This is a genomic window from Frigoribacterium sp. CFBP 8754 (assembly GCF_014841815.1).
GTDB lineage: Bacteria > Actinomycetota > Actinomycetes > Actinomycetales > Microbacteriaceae > Frigoribacterium > Frigoribacterium endophyticum.
This window is the reverse complement of the sequence record NZ_JACYUO010000001.1, coordinates 1,225,061-1,240,660: the sequence shown is the minus strand read 5'-3', so window position 1 is coordinate 1,240,660 and position 15,600 is coordinate 1,225,061. Positions and strand designations below refer to the sequence as shown.

Below are 15,600 nucleotides of genomic sequence, written 5' to 3'. Positions count from 1 at the left end.
CCTCGAGCCTGACTCCCAGCCGTCCGCCCTGGCGCACCTTCCCCGGTGCCAGGTCGTGAGGGATGGGGATCAGGCCCCGGGAGCCCGAGACCGTCGTCGCCATGGCAGAACAGATCCACACCCCCGTCCTCCTCGAGCGCACCCTCGAGCTCCTCGCCCCCGCCCTGTCGCGCCCCGGCGCCGTCGTCGTCGACGCGACCCTCGGCATGGGCGGGCACAGCGAGGCGATGCTGCAGAGGTTCCCCGAGCTGACCGTCGTCGGCCTCGACCGCGACACCGAGGCGCTGGCCATCGCGGGGGAGCGGCTCGCCGGCTTCGGCGGGCGGGCGCGCCTCGTCCACACCCGCTACGACGGGGTGGCCGACGCCCTCGACGGCCTCGGCTACGACACCGTCGACGCCGTCCTCTTCGACCTCGGCGTCTCGTCCCTCCAGCTCGACCGGGTCGAGCGCGGCTTCTCCTACTCCAAGGACGCCCCGCTCGACATGCGCATGGACCCGACCGCCCCGGTGACGGCCGAGCGGATCCTCGCGGAGTACCCCGAGTCCGAGCTGCGGCGCATCTTCTACCAGTACGGAGAAGAGAAGCTGGCCCCGCGCTACGCCCGCCGCATCGTCGAGCAGCGCCTCGAGGCGCCGCTCGTCCGCAGCGGCCAGCTGGTCGACCTCCTCATCGCGGCGACGCCCATGGCCCTGCAGCGGGCCGGTCACCCGGCCAAGCGCGTGTTCCAGGCGCTGCGCATCGAGGTCAACGGCGAGCTGGCCTCGCTCGAGGCCGCGGTGCCGGCGGCCCTCGACCGCCTGGCCGAGGCCGGGCGCATCGTCGTCCTCGCGTACCAGTCGCTCGAGGACCGCTTCGTCAAGCGCGAGCTCGCGGCCCGGACGACGTCGACGGCCCCCCAGGGGCTGCCCGTCGAGCTGCCCGAGCACCGCCCCGAGTTCAAGCTCCTCGTGCGGGGTGCCGAGCTGGCCACCGACGCCGAGATCGACGAGAACCCCCGAGCACGACCCGTGCGGCTCCGCGCCGCAGAACGAATCCGGAGAGCAGCATGAGCACCGCGGCCGTCAGCCCGATCCCGCAGCCCGCCCGCGCCCCCCGCCGGGCTCCGGTCGAGATCGTCACCACCCGGGCGCAGCGCCGGGCCCGCCCGCGCATCGCCTACGCGCTCGTGGCCACGGCGGCGCTCTTCGTCCTGCTGCTCGGTCAGCTCGCCATCAGCATCGCCCTGAGCGACGGCGCCTACACGATCTCCGACCTGCAGGCCGAGAAGTCCGAGCTGACCCGCGACCAGCAGAAGTACTCCGAGCAGCTCGACGTGCTGTCGTCGCCGCAGAACGTGGCGAACAACGCCGAGCGCCTCGGCATGGTGCGCAACTCGAACCCGGTCTACCTCGACCCGACGACCGGTGCGGTGCACGGCGTCCCCGCCCCCGCCGACGGCGCGGCGGATGGCACCGACAACCTCATCCCGAACACGCTGCTCGACGGCGTCCCGCTCGTCACCCAGCCGCCGGCGGGTGCCCCCGCCGAGGCCGCCGACGGCGCCGCCGCCGGTTCGTCGACGGCCGACCCGGCCGACGCCACGGGCGCCGCCGCGGCTCCCGCCGCCGACTCCGCCGCGCCGGGCGCGGCGGGCGCGCAGAACGCCGATGCGTCGGTAGCCTCGGCCCCGAACCAGCTGGCGGCTCCCGAGACCCGCTAGCGGCGCGCCCGCGAGGGCGTGCCGGACGACGACAGCGGTGGGTGCACGACGGCCCGTCCGCGGTGAGGAACCTCTCGTGAACCCTGCTCCCCGCACCGGCGGCCGTCGCGGCCGACCGCACAGCGAGCTCCGCAGCCGCCGACTCCGCGCGACCCTGGCGATGGCCGTGGTGATCGCGCTGGTCGGCGTCTTCGTGGTCCGGCTGGCCGACATCCAGATCGTCCAGGCTTCCGAGCTGAATGCCCAGTCGCTGAACAAGCGCGAGATCCGTCAGGTCACCTACGGCGACCGGGGCGACATCGTCTCCTCCGACGGCACCGTCCTCGCGGGCAGCGTCACCCGCTACAACATCACGGCCGCGCCGGCCTTCGCCGAGGACGTCACGGTCACGGAGACCGCGGCCGACGGGACGACCTCCAAGCAGCCCCTCACCGTCGAGCAGGTGCTGGCGCGCGTCGCCGACATCACCGGCGGCGACGAGGCCGCGATGCAGAAGAGCATCTCCGACGACCCCGAGGCGAACTTCGCCTACCTGGTGAAGGGCGTCGACGTCGACGCCTTCCGCGCGGTCCGTGACCTGAAGAACAGCGGTGTCTCGTGGCTCTACTACGAGCGCCAGTCGGCCCGCTCGTACCCGAACGGCTCCGTCGCCGGCAACCTCACCGGCTTCATCGGCACGGACGGCCCCCAGGCGGGGCTCGAGCTGAGCGCCGACCAGTGCCTGGCCGGCACCGACGGCCTCCAGACCTACGAGCGCGGCGCGGACGGCGTGCAGCTGCCCGGCAGCACGGTGACCACGCAGGAGGCGGCCCCCGGCGGCACCCTGGCGCTCACCATCGACTCCGACCTCCAGTACATGGCGCAGCAGGCCGTCGCCGAGCAGGCCCAGGCGATCGGCGCGGAGTCGGCCACGGCGGTCGTCCAGGAGGTCAAGACGGGCAAGCTGCTCGCCGTGGCCGACTGGCCCGCGGTCGACCCCAACGACGTGAACCTCACGAAGGACGTCGCGGACCTCGGCTCGAAGGCGTTCACGTCGTCCTACGAGCCCGGCTCCACCTTCAAGGCGATGACGGCCGCGATGCTCCTCGACTCCGGCAAGGCCGCTCCCACCAGCCGGGTGACCGTGCCCTACTCGCGCACCTTCCCGTGGGGCGGCGAGATCCACGACGCGACCTTCCACCCCACCGAGCAGCTGACCCTCACGGGCGTGCTCCGCGACTCCTCGAACGTCGGCATCTCGCTGCTCGGCCAGAACCTGTCGGCGGAGCAGCGCCGTGACTACATGGTGAAGTTCGGCCTGAACGAGCCCACCGCCGTGGGCTTCCTCGGCGAGCCGACCTCGGGCGTCCGCCCCGCCTCCGACTGGGACCAGCAGACGAGCATCAACACGATGTTCGGCCAGGGCGTCCAGACGACGGCCGTGCACGTCGCGGGCATCTTCCAGACCCTGGGCAACCACGGCCTGCGCCTCCCCACCTCCCTCGTCGAGGGCTGCACCGCTCCCGACGGCACCGTGACGATGGCCCCGAGCACCGAGGGCGTCCAGGCGGTCTCTCCCGCCGCGGCCGACTCGACCGTGAACATGATCGAGAAGGTCGTCAGCGACGGCGACCTCAAGGACGTCCTCACCATCCCCGGCTACCGCGTCGGCGCCAAGACCGGCACCGCCGAGGTCGCGAAGTCCGACGGCACGGGGTACGGCTCCGACCGCATCGTCTCGGTCGCCGGCCTCGCCCCCGCGGAGGACCCGCAGTACGTCGTCGTCGTGACGTTCACCAAGCCCAGTACCATCAAGACGTCGGCTGCTGCGGCTCCGACCTTCAACAAGATCATGTCCCAGGTCCTCGAGATGTACCGCGTCCCTCCGTCGACGGAGCCCGCACCGGTCATCCCCCAGACCTGGTGAGAGAAGAGGATTCTTTGAACGCCCGGATCCCCCCGGTCCTCCGACCGGAACATCCGTCCGCGAGGTCGCTCGGCCAGCTGGTCAGCGAGTTCGGACTCGAGCACGACGGCTCCCTCGACGGCGTCGAGGTGACCGGCGTGACGCTGAGCACCGGCGACCTGCACCCGGGCGACCTCTACGTCGGCGTGCCCGGCGAGCACCGGCACGGCGCCGAGTTCGCCGCCCAGGCCCGCGACGGCGGCGCCGTCGCCCTGATGACCGACCGCCGCGGCCTCGAGATCGCGCGCGACGTCGGGCTCCCGGTCGTGCTCGTCGACTCGCCGCGTGCGGCCCTCGGCGACGTCTCCGCCTGGATCTACCGCACGGGCGAGGGCACCGACTCGCCCCTCCTCTTCGCCGTCACCGGCACCAACGGCAAGACCAGCACCTCCTACCTCCTCGAGGGCGTCCTCCGTCAGCTCGGCCTCGTGACGGGGCTGAGCAGCACCGCCGAGCGCCACATCGGCGACCTCACGGTCGTCAGCCGTCTCACGACCCCCGAGGCGAGCGAGATGCACGCCCTGCTGGCCCGCATGCGCGAGAGCGAGGTCCGCGCCGTCGCCGTCGAGGTCAGCGCCCAGGCGCTCAGCCGCAACCGGGTCGACGGTCTCGTCTTCGACGTGGCCGCGTTCACGAACCTCAGCCACGACCACCTCGACGACTACGCCGACATGGAGGAGTACTTCCAGGCGAAGCTCCCGCTCTTCCAGCCCGACCGTTCGCGCCGCGCGGTCATCTCGCTCGACTCCCCGTGGGGGCAGCGCGTCGTCGACAGCGCGCGCGTGCCGCTGACCACGATCACGATCCTCCCCGAGGTCGAGGCCGACTGGCGCGTCGAGATCCTCGACGAGCAGGCCGCGTGGACGGAGTTCCGCCTCACCGGCCCCGAGTCCCGCGAGCTCGTCACCCGGGTGCCGCTGATCGGCTGGCACATGGTCGCCAACGCGGCCCTCGCGCTCGTCATGCTGGTCGAGGCCGGCTTCGAGCTCGGTGCCATCGAGCAGGCCCTCGCGGCCGACGACGGCATCGTGGCGTACCTGCCCGGCCGCACCGAGCGCGTCTCCGGCGACCGGGGCCCGAGCGTCTACGTCGACTTCGGGCACAGCCCCGACGCGTTCCTCACCACGCTCGCGGCGGTGCGCCGGTTCACCCCCGGCAAGGTCATCATGCTGTTCGGCGCCGACGGCGACCGTGACAAGACCAAGCGGGCCGAGATGGCGCGCGTGGCGGCGGCGGGCTCCGACGTCCTCGTCGTCACCGACCACCACCCCCGCTTCGAGGACCCGCAGGCGATCCGCACGACGCTCGTCGAGGCCGCCCGGGCCGCCTTCCCGGAGCACGAGATCCACGAGGTCAGCCCGCCCGAGGCCGCGATCCGCACCGCCGTCGGCCTGGCCGACGAGGGCGACTCGATCCTCTGGGCCGGGCCCGGCCACCAGGACTACCGCGACATCCGGGGCGAGCGCACGCCGTACTCGGCGCGCGACGAGGCGCGAGCGGCGCTGCGAGAGGCCGGGTGGGCCGAGTGATCGCCCTCACCGTCGCCGAGATCGTCGAGATCACGGGCGGCTCCCTCGCCCCCGGGCAGGAGTCGCGGGCCGAGCAGGTCGTGTCCGGCTCGGTCGAGACCGACTCCCGTCTGGTCCAGCCCGGCTCGGTCTTCGTCGCCCTGCGCGGCGAGGTCACCGACGGCCGCCTGTTCGTCGGGTCCGCCGTCGAGCGCGGCGCCGCCCTCGTCGTCGCCGAGGCTGCCGTCGACGTGGACGTGCCCGTCGTCGTGGTCGACGACGGCGTCACGGCGCTCTCCCGCCTGGCCGCCGCGGTCGTCGAGCGGGTCCGCCGCCGCGGCGCCCTGCGCGTCGTCGGCGTGACGGGCTCGAACGGCAAGACGAGCACGAAGAACATGCTCCGCGCCGTCCTCGGCGACGTCGCCGCGACGGTCGCTCCCCAGGGCTCGTTCAACAACCACGTCGGTGCGCCGATCTCGATGCTCCGCATCGACGACGACACCGAGTACCTCGTCGTCGAGATGGGGGCCTCCGGCCCGGGCGAGATCGCCCGCCTCGTCGAGATCGCCCGCCCCGACACCGGCGTCGTGCTGAAGGTCGGCCTCGCCCACGCCGGCGGCTTCGGCGGCATCGAGGGCACCCGTGCCGCGAAGTCCGAGATGGTGACCGACCTCCCCGAGACCGGGACGGCCATCCTCAACGCCGACGACGACCGCGTCGCCGGGATGGCGTCCGTCACGGCCGCGCGCGTGGTGACCTTCGGGCTCTCCTCGTCGGCGCACTACCGTGCCTCCGACGTCGACGTGACGGCCGAGGGCACCTCCTTCACCTTCGCCCACGGCGACCTGACCCGACGGGTGTCGCTGCGCATCCTCGGCGAGCACCACGTCATGAACGCCCTCGCCGCCCTCGCGGTCGCGGGGGAGTGGGGCCTCGACCTCGACCGCGCCGCGACGGTGCTCGAGGGCGTCGCCCGCGCCGAGCGCTGGCGGATGGAGGTGCTCGACGGCGGCGACGGCGTCACCGTCGTCAACGACGCGTACAACGCGAGCCCCGACTCCGTGGCCGCCGCGCTCAAGACCCTCGTCCAGATCGTTCCCGAGGGCGGCCGCTCGATCGCCGTCCTCGGCGAGATGGCCGAGCTCGGCGACGCCGCGCGCGAGGAGCACGACCGTGTCGGTCGCCTCGTCGTGCGGCTCAACGTCAGCCAGCTCGTGGTGGTCGGCCACGCCGCCCGCCACATCTCGACCGCGGCCGGGCTCGAGGGCTCGTGGGACGGCGAGTCCGTCCTCGTCGACGACGTCGACGCCGCCTACGAGCTGCTCCGGGAGCAGCTGCGCCCGGGCGACGTCGTGCTCGTCAAGTCGTCGAAGTCGGCGGGCCTGCGCTTCCTCGGCGACCGCCTCGCGGGGGTGACCGAGTGATCGCGCTGCTGATCGCCGGCGGGTTCTCGCTGGTCTTCACCCTGCTCATGACGCCGCTGTTCATCCGGCTCTTCCACCGCCTCGGCTGGGGCCAGTTCATCCGCGACGACGGCCCGCAGTCGCACCACACCAAGCGCGGCACGGCGACCATGGGCGGCATCGTCCTCATCCTCGGCACCGTCATCGGCTACTTCCTGGGCCACCTGGTGGCGCGCGACGAGCTCACGCTCAGCGGGCTGCTGGTGCTGTTCATGATGGTGGGGCTCGGCACGGTCGGGTTCCTCGACGACTTCCTCAAGGTCCGCAACCAGCGGAGCCTCGGGCTCGGCGGCTGGGCGAAGATCGCCGGCCAGGTCGTGGTCGGGGCCGTCTTCGCCGTCCTCGCGCTGTCGTTCCCCAACGCGAACGGCCTGACCCCCGCCTCCACCGCGATCTCCGGCATCCGCGACATCTCGTGGCTCGACTTCATGGTGTTCGGCAGCGTGATCGGCGGAGGGCTCTTCCTCATCTGGGTCGTGCTCATCACCGTGAGCACCTCGAACGGCGTCAACGTGGCCGACGGCCTCGACGGCCTCGCGACGGGGTCGTCCATCCTCGCCATCGCGTCGTACATCTTCATCGGCTTCTGGCAGTTCAACCAGTCGTGCTTCAGCACGCGCCTCGACGAGACCACGCGGTCGGCCTGCTACACGGTGGCCAACCCGCTCGACCTCGCGGTCGTGGCGGCCGCGATCTGCGGCGGTCTCATCGGGTTCCTGTGGTGGAACACCTCGCCCGCGCAGATCTTCCTCGGCGACACCGGCTCGCTCGGCCTCGGCGGCGCACTGGCCGCCCTCGCCATCCTCAGCCGCACCGAGCTGCTCCTCGTCCTGATCGGCGGCCTCTTCCTCGTCGTCACGGGCTCGGTGATCCTGCAACGCGCCTACTTCAAGATCACCAAGGGCAAACGGATCTTCCTGATGAGCCCCCTGCACCACCACTTCGAGCTCAAGGGGTGGGCCGAGGTCACGGTGGTGGTGCGGTTCTGGATCATCGCGGGCCTGTTCGTCGCGGCCGGCGTCGGCGTGTTCTACCTCGAGTGGATCTCGCGCACCTCGTGAGCGACGCGACCCTCGACCCCGCCCTGGCCGCGCGCCTCGACGGCCTGAGCAGCTGGCACGCCGACTGGCGGGGCCTCCGCGTGCTCGTCCTCGGCCTCGGCGTGACCGGCTTCGCCGTGGCCGACACGCTCGCCGAGCTCGGCGCGCGCGTCGTCGTCCTGGCCCCGACCGTCGACGACGACCGGGCCGAGCTGCTGTCGCTCATCGGCGCTGAGCTGGTGCTCGACCCCGCGATGGAGGAGCCGCCGGCCGCCGTCGTCGAGCTCGCCCCGGAGCTCGTGGTCATCTCGCCCGGCTTCGCCCCGCACCACCCCCTCGCGCGCTGGGCGGCCTCCAGCGGCGCGGCCGTCTGGGGCGACGTCGAGCTCGCCTGGCGCCTGCGCGACAAGACGGAGCGCGTGGCCGACTGGCTGCTCGTCACCGGCACGAACGGCAAGACGACGACGACGCAGCTCGCCACCGCGATGGCGACCCAGGGCGGTCGCCGGGCCGCCGCGTGCGGCAACATCGGCGTGCCGGTGCTCGACGCCGTCCGCGACCCCGACGGGTTCGACGTCCTCGTCGTCGAGCTGTCGAGCCACCAGCTGCACCAGCTGCCGACCGCCGGCCCGGGCGCCCTCCGGCCCCGCGCCTCCGTCTGCCTCAACCTCGAGGACGACCACCTCGAGTGGCACGGGAGCGCCCGCGCCTACCGCGACGCCAAGGCCAAGGTGTACGAGAACACGGTCGTGGCCTGCGTCTACAACAAGGCCGACGACGCCACGCTGCGCATGGTCGAGGAGGCCGACGTCGAGGAGGGCTGCCGCGCGGTGGGCTTCGGGCTCTCCGCGCCGGGCCCGAGCGACTTCGGGGTCGTCGCGGGCGACGACGACGCCGGCGTCCTCGTCGACCGGGCGTTCCTCGACGACCGGCGTCACCGGGCCCTCGAGCTCGCGACCACGACCGAGCTCGACGCGGTCGGCCTCGGCGCCGACCACCTCGTCGCCGACGTCCTCGCCGCCGCCGCCCTCGTGCGGGCCGTCGACGTCGACCCCGCGGCCGTCCGCGAGGCCGTGCTCGGCTTCCGCGTCGACCACCACCGCACGGAGCTCGTCGCCGAGGCCGGGGGCGTCCGCTTCGTCGACGACTCCAAGGCCACCAACCCGCACGCGGCCCGGGCTTCGCTGACGTCGGCGCCCTCGGTCGTCTGGGTCGTCGGCGGCACCTTCAAGGGAGTCGACCCGGCCCCGCTCGTCGCCGACGTCGCCGACCGCCTCCGTGCCGTCGTCGTGATCGGCGTCGACCGCGAGGTCGTGCTCGAGGCTCTCCGGCGACACGCGCCGGACGTCCCCGTGTTCGAGGTCGACGAGGCCGACACTGAGCGGGTGATGCCGACGGCGGTCCGCCTCGCGGCGGAGGCCTCGCTCCCGGGCGACACGGTGCTGCTGGCACCGGCCGCGGCGTCCTTCGACCAGTTCACCGACTACACGGCACGCGGCCGAGCCTGGGCCGCCGCCGTCCACGAGCACCTGAGGGGTGACGCCGATGGCCGACCTGCCGTCCAGCCTCCCGCGCCGGCGACCGACTGACGCGTCGCGTCCCCGCGCGGCGACGCCGCGCACCCGGTCCGCCGCCCCGTCGGCCCCCGCCGCAGCCCCGCCGTCCGCCCGCCCCCCGGGCGTGCGCGGGGCTCGGGGGCACGGCGAGGGCGAGCACGGCGCGCACCCGCACGACGTGCGGCAGGCCGCCGCCGTCGTCGCGGTCAAGAAGCTCTTCGCCGCGGAGACCGGCTCGTTCTTCCTGATCCTCGGCACGACCCTCTTCATGGTCGTGCTGGGCCTCGTCATGGTGCTCTCCTCGTCGAGCGTCGAGCAGTACATCTCGTCGAAGCACACCTCCTTCTTCGGCGCCTTCATCCGCCAGGGCATGTACGCCGCGATCGGCGTGCCGCTCATGCTGATCGCCTCACGCGTGCCGATCTGGTTCTGGAAGCGCTGGGCCTGGCACATCCTGCTGGCGGCCGTGGTCCTCCAGCTCCTGGTCTTCACCCCCCTCGGCTACGAGGTCGGCGGCAACCGGAACTGGATCGAGCTCGGCTCCTCCTTCAGCGCGCAGCCGTCCGAGGCGGTCAAGCTCGCCCTGGCCGTCTGGCTCGGCATGATCCTCAGCGTCAAACGCGACCTCCTCGACGACTGGAAGCACCTGGCGATCCCGCTCGTGCCCGTCGTCGGGGTGTCGGTGGGCCTCGTCATCCTCGGCGGCGACCTCGGCACGACGATGGTCATGCTCCTCCTGGTCTTCGCGGCCGTCTGGTTCGCCGGGGTGCGCCTCCGCTTCCTCGCCGTGCCCGTGCTCTTCCTGCTCGCCGTGGTGCCGATCATCGCCTCGGGCTCCGACTCCCGCAACGAGCGGATCGCCGCGTGGATGTCCGGCTGCACCGACTCGAGCGACTACCAGGCCGCCTGCTGGCAGTCGCTGCACGGCACCTGGGCCCTGGCCTCCGGCGGCCTGTTCGGCGTCGGCCTCGGCAACTCGAAATCGAAGTGGTCGTGGCTGCCGGAGGCCGACAACGACTTCATCTTCGCCATCGTCGGTGAAGAGCTCGGTCTCATCGGGGCGATCGTCGTCCTCGCGCTCTTCGTCGTGCTCGCCGTCGGGTTCGTCAAGATCATCCGCCGCACGAACGACCCGTTCGTGCGGGTCGTCACGGGTGCGGTCACGGCGTGGATCATCGGCCAGGCCCTGATCAACATCGCGGTCGTCCTCGGGCTGCTGCCCGTGCTCGGCGTCCCCCTGCCGCTCATCTCCGCCGGGGGCTCGGCGCTCATCGTCACCCTCGCCGCCATCGGCGTGGTGCTGTCGTTCGCCCGCCGACCGGAGGACCCGACCGTGCCCATGCCCCCCGTCGGGCAGCGGGTAGGGTCTCTCCGATGACCACGTACCTCCTCGCCGGCGGCGGCACCGCCGGGCACGTCAACCCGCTCCTGGCCGTGGCCGACCGTCTGCGGCGTCGCGAGCCCACTGCGACGATCCTCGTCCTCGGCACCGCCGAGGGCCTCGAGGCCCGGCTCGTCCCGCAGCGGGGCTACGAGCTGCTCACCGTGCCGCGGCTCCCCTTCCCGCGACGCCCCTCCCGGGCGGCGCTCGGCTTCCCGGGGGCGCTCAAGGGCGCCGTCGACGGCGTCCGTCGCCTGCTCCGCGAGCACGCGGTCGACGTCGTGGTCGGCTTCGGCGGCTACGCCTCGGCACCCGCCTACGTCGCCGCGCGTCGCGAGCACGTCCCGCTGGTCGTCCACGAGGCGAACGCGAAGCCCGGCATGGCGAACGTGCTGGGCTCGTTCCTCACGCCCCACGTCGGCGTCGTCTTCCGGTCGACGAAGCTCCGAGGGGCACGTCGCGTCGGCATGCCGCTCCGCGACGAGATCGAGACGCTCGACCGCCGGGCACGACGTCAGGAGGCGCTGGCCGAGTTCGGCCTCGACCCCGCGCTGCCCACGGTGCTGGTCACCGGCGGCTCCAGCGGAGCCCGTCGCCTCAACGAGGCGGTCGCGCGGTCCGCCGCCAGCATCGTCGGCGCCGGCTGGCAGGTGCTCCACATCACCGGCGAGAAGTCCGACCTCCGGTCGACCGGGCTGGCCGGGCACCACCTGCTGCGCTACTGCGACCGCATGGACCTCGCCCTCGCGGCCGCGGACTTCGTCGTGTCGCGGTCGGGCTCGGCGACCGTCAGCGAGCTCACCGCGCTCGGCCTGCCCTCCGTCCTGGTGCCGTACCCCGTCGGCAACGGCGAGCAGCGCTTCAACGCCACCGACGTCGTCGAGGCGGGCGGCGCCCTGCTGGTGGCCGACGCCGACTTCACGCCGGAGTGGGTCGACCGGGAGCTCGTGCGCCTGCTGCTCGACCGCGCCGCGATCGCCGACATGGCGGTCCGCGCGGCCACGGTGGGGGTGCTGGACGGGACCGACCGCACGGTCGACCTCGTCCTCGACGCCGTCGACCGCGCCTCCTCGTCGTCTCGCCCCGCCGCCCACGCGCGCGGCCGATCGACGGCGACCCCGACCATCCCCTCCGAGACGGACGCCGAGAACGCATGATCAAGCCAGACCTCCAGCAGCAGATCCCCTCCGACCTCGGGGCCGTCCACTTCGTCGGCATCGGCGGCTCGGGCATGAGCGGCATCGCCCGGGTGTTCCTGGCCGCGGGCCACCGCGTCACCGGCTCCGACATCCGCGAGTCGGCGTCGGTCTCGGCCCTGCGCGAGCTCGGCGCCGAGATCGCGATCGGCCACGACGCCGCGAACGTCGGCGACGCGGACACCCTCGTCGTCACCGGCGCCCTCTGGCAGGACAACCCGGAGTACCAGCGGGCCCTCGCCGACGGCGTGCCCGTGCTGCACCGGTCGCAGGCCCTCGCCTCCCTGATCGGCGGCCAGCGCCTGGTCTCGGTCGCCGGCGCGCACGGCAAGACGACCTCGACCGGGATGATCGTGACGGCGCTGCTCTCCGCCGGGCGCGACCCCAGCTTCGTCAACGGCGGCGTCATCCAGTCGCTCGGCGTGAGCGCCGCCGGCGGCTCGGAGGAGCTGGTGGTCGTCGAGGCCGACGAGTCCGACGGCTCCTTCCTGCTCTACGACACGGCGATCGCGCTGGTCACCAACGTCGACGCCGACCACCTCGACCACTACGGGTCGCACGAGGCGTTCGACCGGGCCTTCGTCGAGTTCGCGGGCGCCGCCTCCGAGCTCATCGTCATCTCGAGCGACGACGCGGGCGCCCGGCGGGTCACGGAGGCGCTCGACCACCCGCGGGTCGTGACCTTCGGGCTCGACGGGTCGGCGGACGTCCGCATCACCGACGTCGCGTCGAGCGGGCCGGTGTCGTTCACGCTCCACCACGACGGCCGCAGCCTGCCCGTCCAGCTGCGCGTGCCGGGCCACCACAACGCGGTGAACGCGGCCGGCGCCTTCGCGGTGCTCGTGGGCCTCGGCGTCGAGGCCGAGGCCGCCGTCCGCGGGCTCGAGGCCTTCGGCGGCACCGAGCGACGCTTCGAGCTGCACGGCACCGTGCGGGGCGTCAGCGTCTACGACGACTACGCCCACCACCCGACCGAGGTCGCCGCGGCGCTGCAGGCCGCCCGGTCGGTCGTGGGGGAGGGGCGCCTGATCGCCGTGCACCAGCCGCACCTGTACAGCCGAACGCGGATGATGGCCGGCGAGTTCGCCGAGACCTACGAGCGCCTGGCCGACCACACGATCGTCCTCGACGTCTACGGGGCCCGTGAGGACCCCGAGCCCGGCGTCACCGGCGCGCTCGTCTCGGGGGCCTTCCGCGACCCCGAGCGCGTCGACTTCGTGCCGGACTGGCAGTCCGCGGCGGTCCGCACGGCGGAGGTCGCTCGGGAGGGCGACTTCGTCATCACGCTCGGCTGCGGCGACGTCTACCGCATCGTGCCCCAGCTGCTCGGCGCGCTCGACGCCGCCACCGCCCCCGACCCGTCGACCGCGGAGGAGACCGGAGCGTGAAGCGCCCCGAGGGCTTCGAGCCGCCCCCGGAGCCCGCCCCCGAGCCGCCGGCGGACGGCCACGGCCGACCGTCCCTCGCCGACCGGCTGGCGCGGCGCCGCCGCGGCGCGGAGACGTCGGCGTCGGCCCCCGGGGCCTCGGACGACGTCGACACGGGCCCCGTGTCCGTCGTCACCGGGCCTCCCCGCGCCTCCCGCTCGGCCCGCATTGGCCGACCTGCGGCCGCCGGCCCTGCGGCGGCGCGCCCCGAGGTCGCTCGGCCTGCGGACGCCCGCCCGGCGGACGGTCGCCCCGAGGCCGTGCGCCCGGCCGAGCCCCCGCGCATCGGGCCGGCCGACACGACGGCGGCCGCCGCGCGCGAGAGAGCCGCGGAGGCGCGTCGTGCGGCCCGGCGGGCCTCGCGTCAGCGTCGCCGCGTCGAGAAGTCCGAGGTGCGTCGCTTCACGCGCCGCTCGCGCCATCGGCGGGCCACCTGGACCGCCGTCGGCGCGGTCGTCGTCGTCCTCGTGGCGTCGGTGACCGTGGCCGTCTTCTCGCCGCTCCTCTCCCTGCAGGAGATCCGGGTGGAGGGCACGAGCCGCGTGGACGCGAGCGCCGTGACGGCCGCCGTGGACGACCAGCTCGGCACGCCCCTGGCCCTCGTCGACTTCGACCGCATCACCGGCGAGCTGGAGCAGTTCCCCCTCATCGCGAGCTACGTCACCGAGACCGCCCCGCCCCACACCCTCGTCATCCGCGTGACCGAGCGCCAGCCGATCGCCACGGTGGCGACGGCCGACGGCGTCGACCTGGTCGATCCCGCGGGCATCGTCGTGCAGCGCCTCGACGGTCGTCAGGACGGCGTGCCGCAGGTCGACGTCGGCGGCGCGCCCCTCGACGGCACGGCCTTCCGGTCGGCGGCGGAGGTGCTCCTCGCCCTGCCGCTCACGCTCCGCAGCACCGTCGACACGGTCACGGCGTCGACGGCCGACGACGTCACGCTCGCCCTCACCTCGGGGGAGCAGGTCGTCTGGGGCAGCGCCGAGCACTCGGAGAAGAAGGCGCAGGTGCTCGCCGGCCTCGTCGCCGACCAGGCGAAGCGCGACCCGGCGGCCTCGGTCGAGTACGACGTCTCAGCGCCCGACAACGGCATCATCCGCACTCGCTGAGACCGGCCTTCGCGACACGCCCGTCTCGGAGTGGTCGGCGGTGAGGCGCGACCCATACCTTGTGACTGACCCACTCGAATACAATGTACAACCTTGACCTTCAATCACAGAGTTAAGGTTCCAGCGGAGGCCCGGACGTGACAACGAACCACAACTACCTAGCCGTGATCAAGGTCGTCGGTGTCGGCGGCGGTGGCGTCAACGCCGTCAACCGCATGATCGAGCTCGGGCTCCGCGGAGTCGAGTTCATCGCCATCAACACCGACGCCCAGGCGCTCCTGCTCAGCGACGCCGACGTCAAGCTCGACGTCGGCCGCGAGCTCACCCGGGGCCTCGGCGCCGGCGCCGACCCCGAGGTCGGCCGCCGTGCGGCGGAGGACCACGCGGAGGAGATCGAGGAGGCCCTGGCCGGGGCCGACATGGTCTTCGTCACGGCCGGCGAGGGCGGCGGCACGGGCACCGGCGGCGCACCCGTCGTGGCCCGGATCGCGAAGTCGATCGGCGCGCTCACGATCGGCGTCGTCACGAAGCCCTTCGGCTTCGAGGGCAAGCGTCGTCAGGCGCAGGCCGAGGCGGGCGTCGCAGCCCTGAAGGACGAGGTCGACACCCTCATCGTCGTCCCGAACGACCGCCTCCTCGAGATCTCCGAGCGCGGCATCTCCATGGTGGAGGCCTTCGGCACCGCCGACCAGGTACTCCTCGCCGGCGTCCAGGGCATCACCGACCTGATCACGACCCCCGGCCTCATCAACCTCGACTTCGCCGACGTCAAGTCGGTCATGCAGGGGGCGGGCTCCGCCCTGATGGGCATCGGCTCGTCGCGCGGTGCCGACCGGGCCATCAAGGCGGCCGAGCTGGCCGTCGCCTCGCCGCTGCTCGAGGCCAGCATCGACGGTGCACACGGCGTGCTGCTCTCCATCCAGGGCGGCTCGAACCTCGGCATCTTCGAGATCAACGACGCGGCTCGCCTGGTGCAGGAGGCCGTCCACTCCGAGGCCAACATCATCTTCGGCGCCGTCATCGACGACACCCTCGGCGACGAGGTCCGCGTGACGGTCATCGCCGCGGGCTTCGACGGCGGAGAGCCCCAGGCCAAGTCGAAGGAGCGTCGCTCGAGCTTCGTCGAGTCGGAGGGCTCCTCGTCCGCCGCGGTGCCCGGCGTCTCGGCCATCGCCGACAGCGGTGCCGGCTCGGACTCGCACTCGTGGCGTCGTCCGGAGGAGCCCGCGGCCACCCGCGCCTCCGACCCCGCCTTCGACGACGGCGACGACGA

General features: G+C 73.2%; 11 protein-coding genes and 1 pseudogene. All 12 read left to right on the top strand.

Going from position 1 to position 15,600, the window contains the following annotated elements:
- Nucleotides 1–101: 101 nt before the first annotated feature.
- Nucleotides 102–1,052: a 16S rRNA (cytosine(1402)-N(4))-methyltransferase RsmH gene (gene rsmH, locus IFT72_RS05690; protein ID WP_082514472.1), complete on the top strand. Its 951-nt coding sequence runs from the start codon at nt 102–104 to the stop codon at nt 1,050–1,052.
- Entirely contained in the window at nt 1,049–1,702 is a 654-nt protein-coding gene (locus IFT72_RS05685) for a hypothetical protein (protein ID WP_192045746.1), read from the top strand. The genes rsmH and IFT72_RS05685 overlap by 4 nt, the downstream gene beginning before the upstream one ends.
- 76 nt (nt 1,703–1,778) lie before the next feature.
- The gene (locus IFT72_RS05680) at nt 1,779–3,608 is read left to right on the top strand and encodes a penicillin-binding protein 2 (protein WP_235491182.1); all 1,830 of its coding nucleotides are present in this window, start codon (nt 1,779–1,781) and stop codon (nt 3,606–3,608) included.
- Between the two features lie 14 nt (nt 3,609–3,622).
- The gene (locus tag IFT72_RS05675; RefSeq protein WP_056055090.1) at nt 3,623–5,176 is read left to right on the top strand and encodes a Mur ligase family protein; all 1,554 of its coding nucleotides are present in this window, start codon (nt 3,623–3,625) and stop codon (nt 5,174–5,176) included.
- Nucleotides 5,173–6,579, top strand: coding sequence for a UDP-N-acetylmuramoyl-tripeptide--D-alanyl-D-alanine ligase (murF, locus tag IFT72_RS05670; RefSeq protein WP_192045745.1), 1,407 nt, complete (start codon nt 5,173–5,175; stop codon nt 6,577–6,579). Before IFT72_RS05675 ends, murF begins: the two co-directional genes overlap by 4 nt.
- Nucleotides 6,576–7,679 (top strand): phospho-N-acetylmuramoyl-pentapeptide-transferase, encoded by a 1,104-nt coding sequence (mraY, locus tag IFT72_RS05665; RefSeq protein ID WP_056055088.1) that lies wholly within the window; start codon nt 6,576–6,578, stop codon nt 7,677–7,679. The genes murF and mraY overlap by 4 nt, the downstream gene beginning before the upstream one ends.
- Nucleotides 7,676–9,247, top strand: coding sequence for a UDP-N-acetylmuramoyl-L-alanine--D-glutamate ligase (gene murD / locus IFT72_RS05660; protein WP_371741182.1), 1,572 nt, complete (start codon nt 7,676–7,678; stop codon nt 9,245–9,247). The genes mraY and murD overlap by 4 nt, the downstream gene beginning before the upstream one ends.
- 145 nt (nt 9,248–9,392) lie before the next feature.
- Nucleotides 9,393–10,592, top strand: coding sequence for a putative lipid II flippase FtsW (ftsW, locus tag IFT72_RS05655; protein WP_235491181.1), 1,200 nt, complete (start codon nt 9,393–9,395; stop codon nt 10,590–10,592).
- Entirely contained in the window at nt 10,589–11,752 is a 1,164-nt protein-coding gene (locus tag IFT72_RS05650; RefSeq protein ID WP_192045743.1) for a glycosyltransferase, read from the top strand. The genes ftsW and IFT72_RS05650 overlap by 4 nt, the downstream gene beginning before the upstream one ends.
- A complete protein-coding gene (gene murC / locus IFT72_RS05645) occupies nt 11,749–13,179 on the top strand; it encodes a UDP-N-acetylmuramate--L-alanine ligase (RefSeq protein ID WP_192045742.1) in 1,431 nt (476 codons plus the stop codon). Before IFT72_RS05650 ends, murC begins: the two co-directional genes overlap by 4 nt.
- Nucleotides 13,176–14,327, top strand: a complete 1,152-nt coding sequence (locus tag IFT72_RS16590; protein ID WP_371741181.1) for an FtsQ-type POTRA domain-containing protein — start codon at nt 13,176–13,178, stop codon at nt 14,325–14,327. Before murC ends, IFT72_RS16590 begins: the two co-directional genes overlap by 4 nt.
- A gap of 137 nt (nt 14,328–14,464) precedes the next feature.
- Nucleotides 14,465–15,600, top strand: a pseudogene (gene ftsZ, locus IFT72_RS05635) (cell division protein FtsZ); the annotation flags it as partial.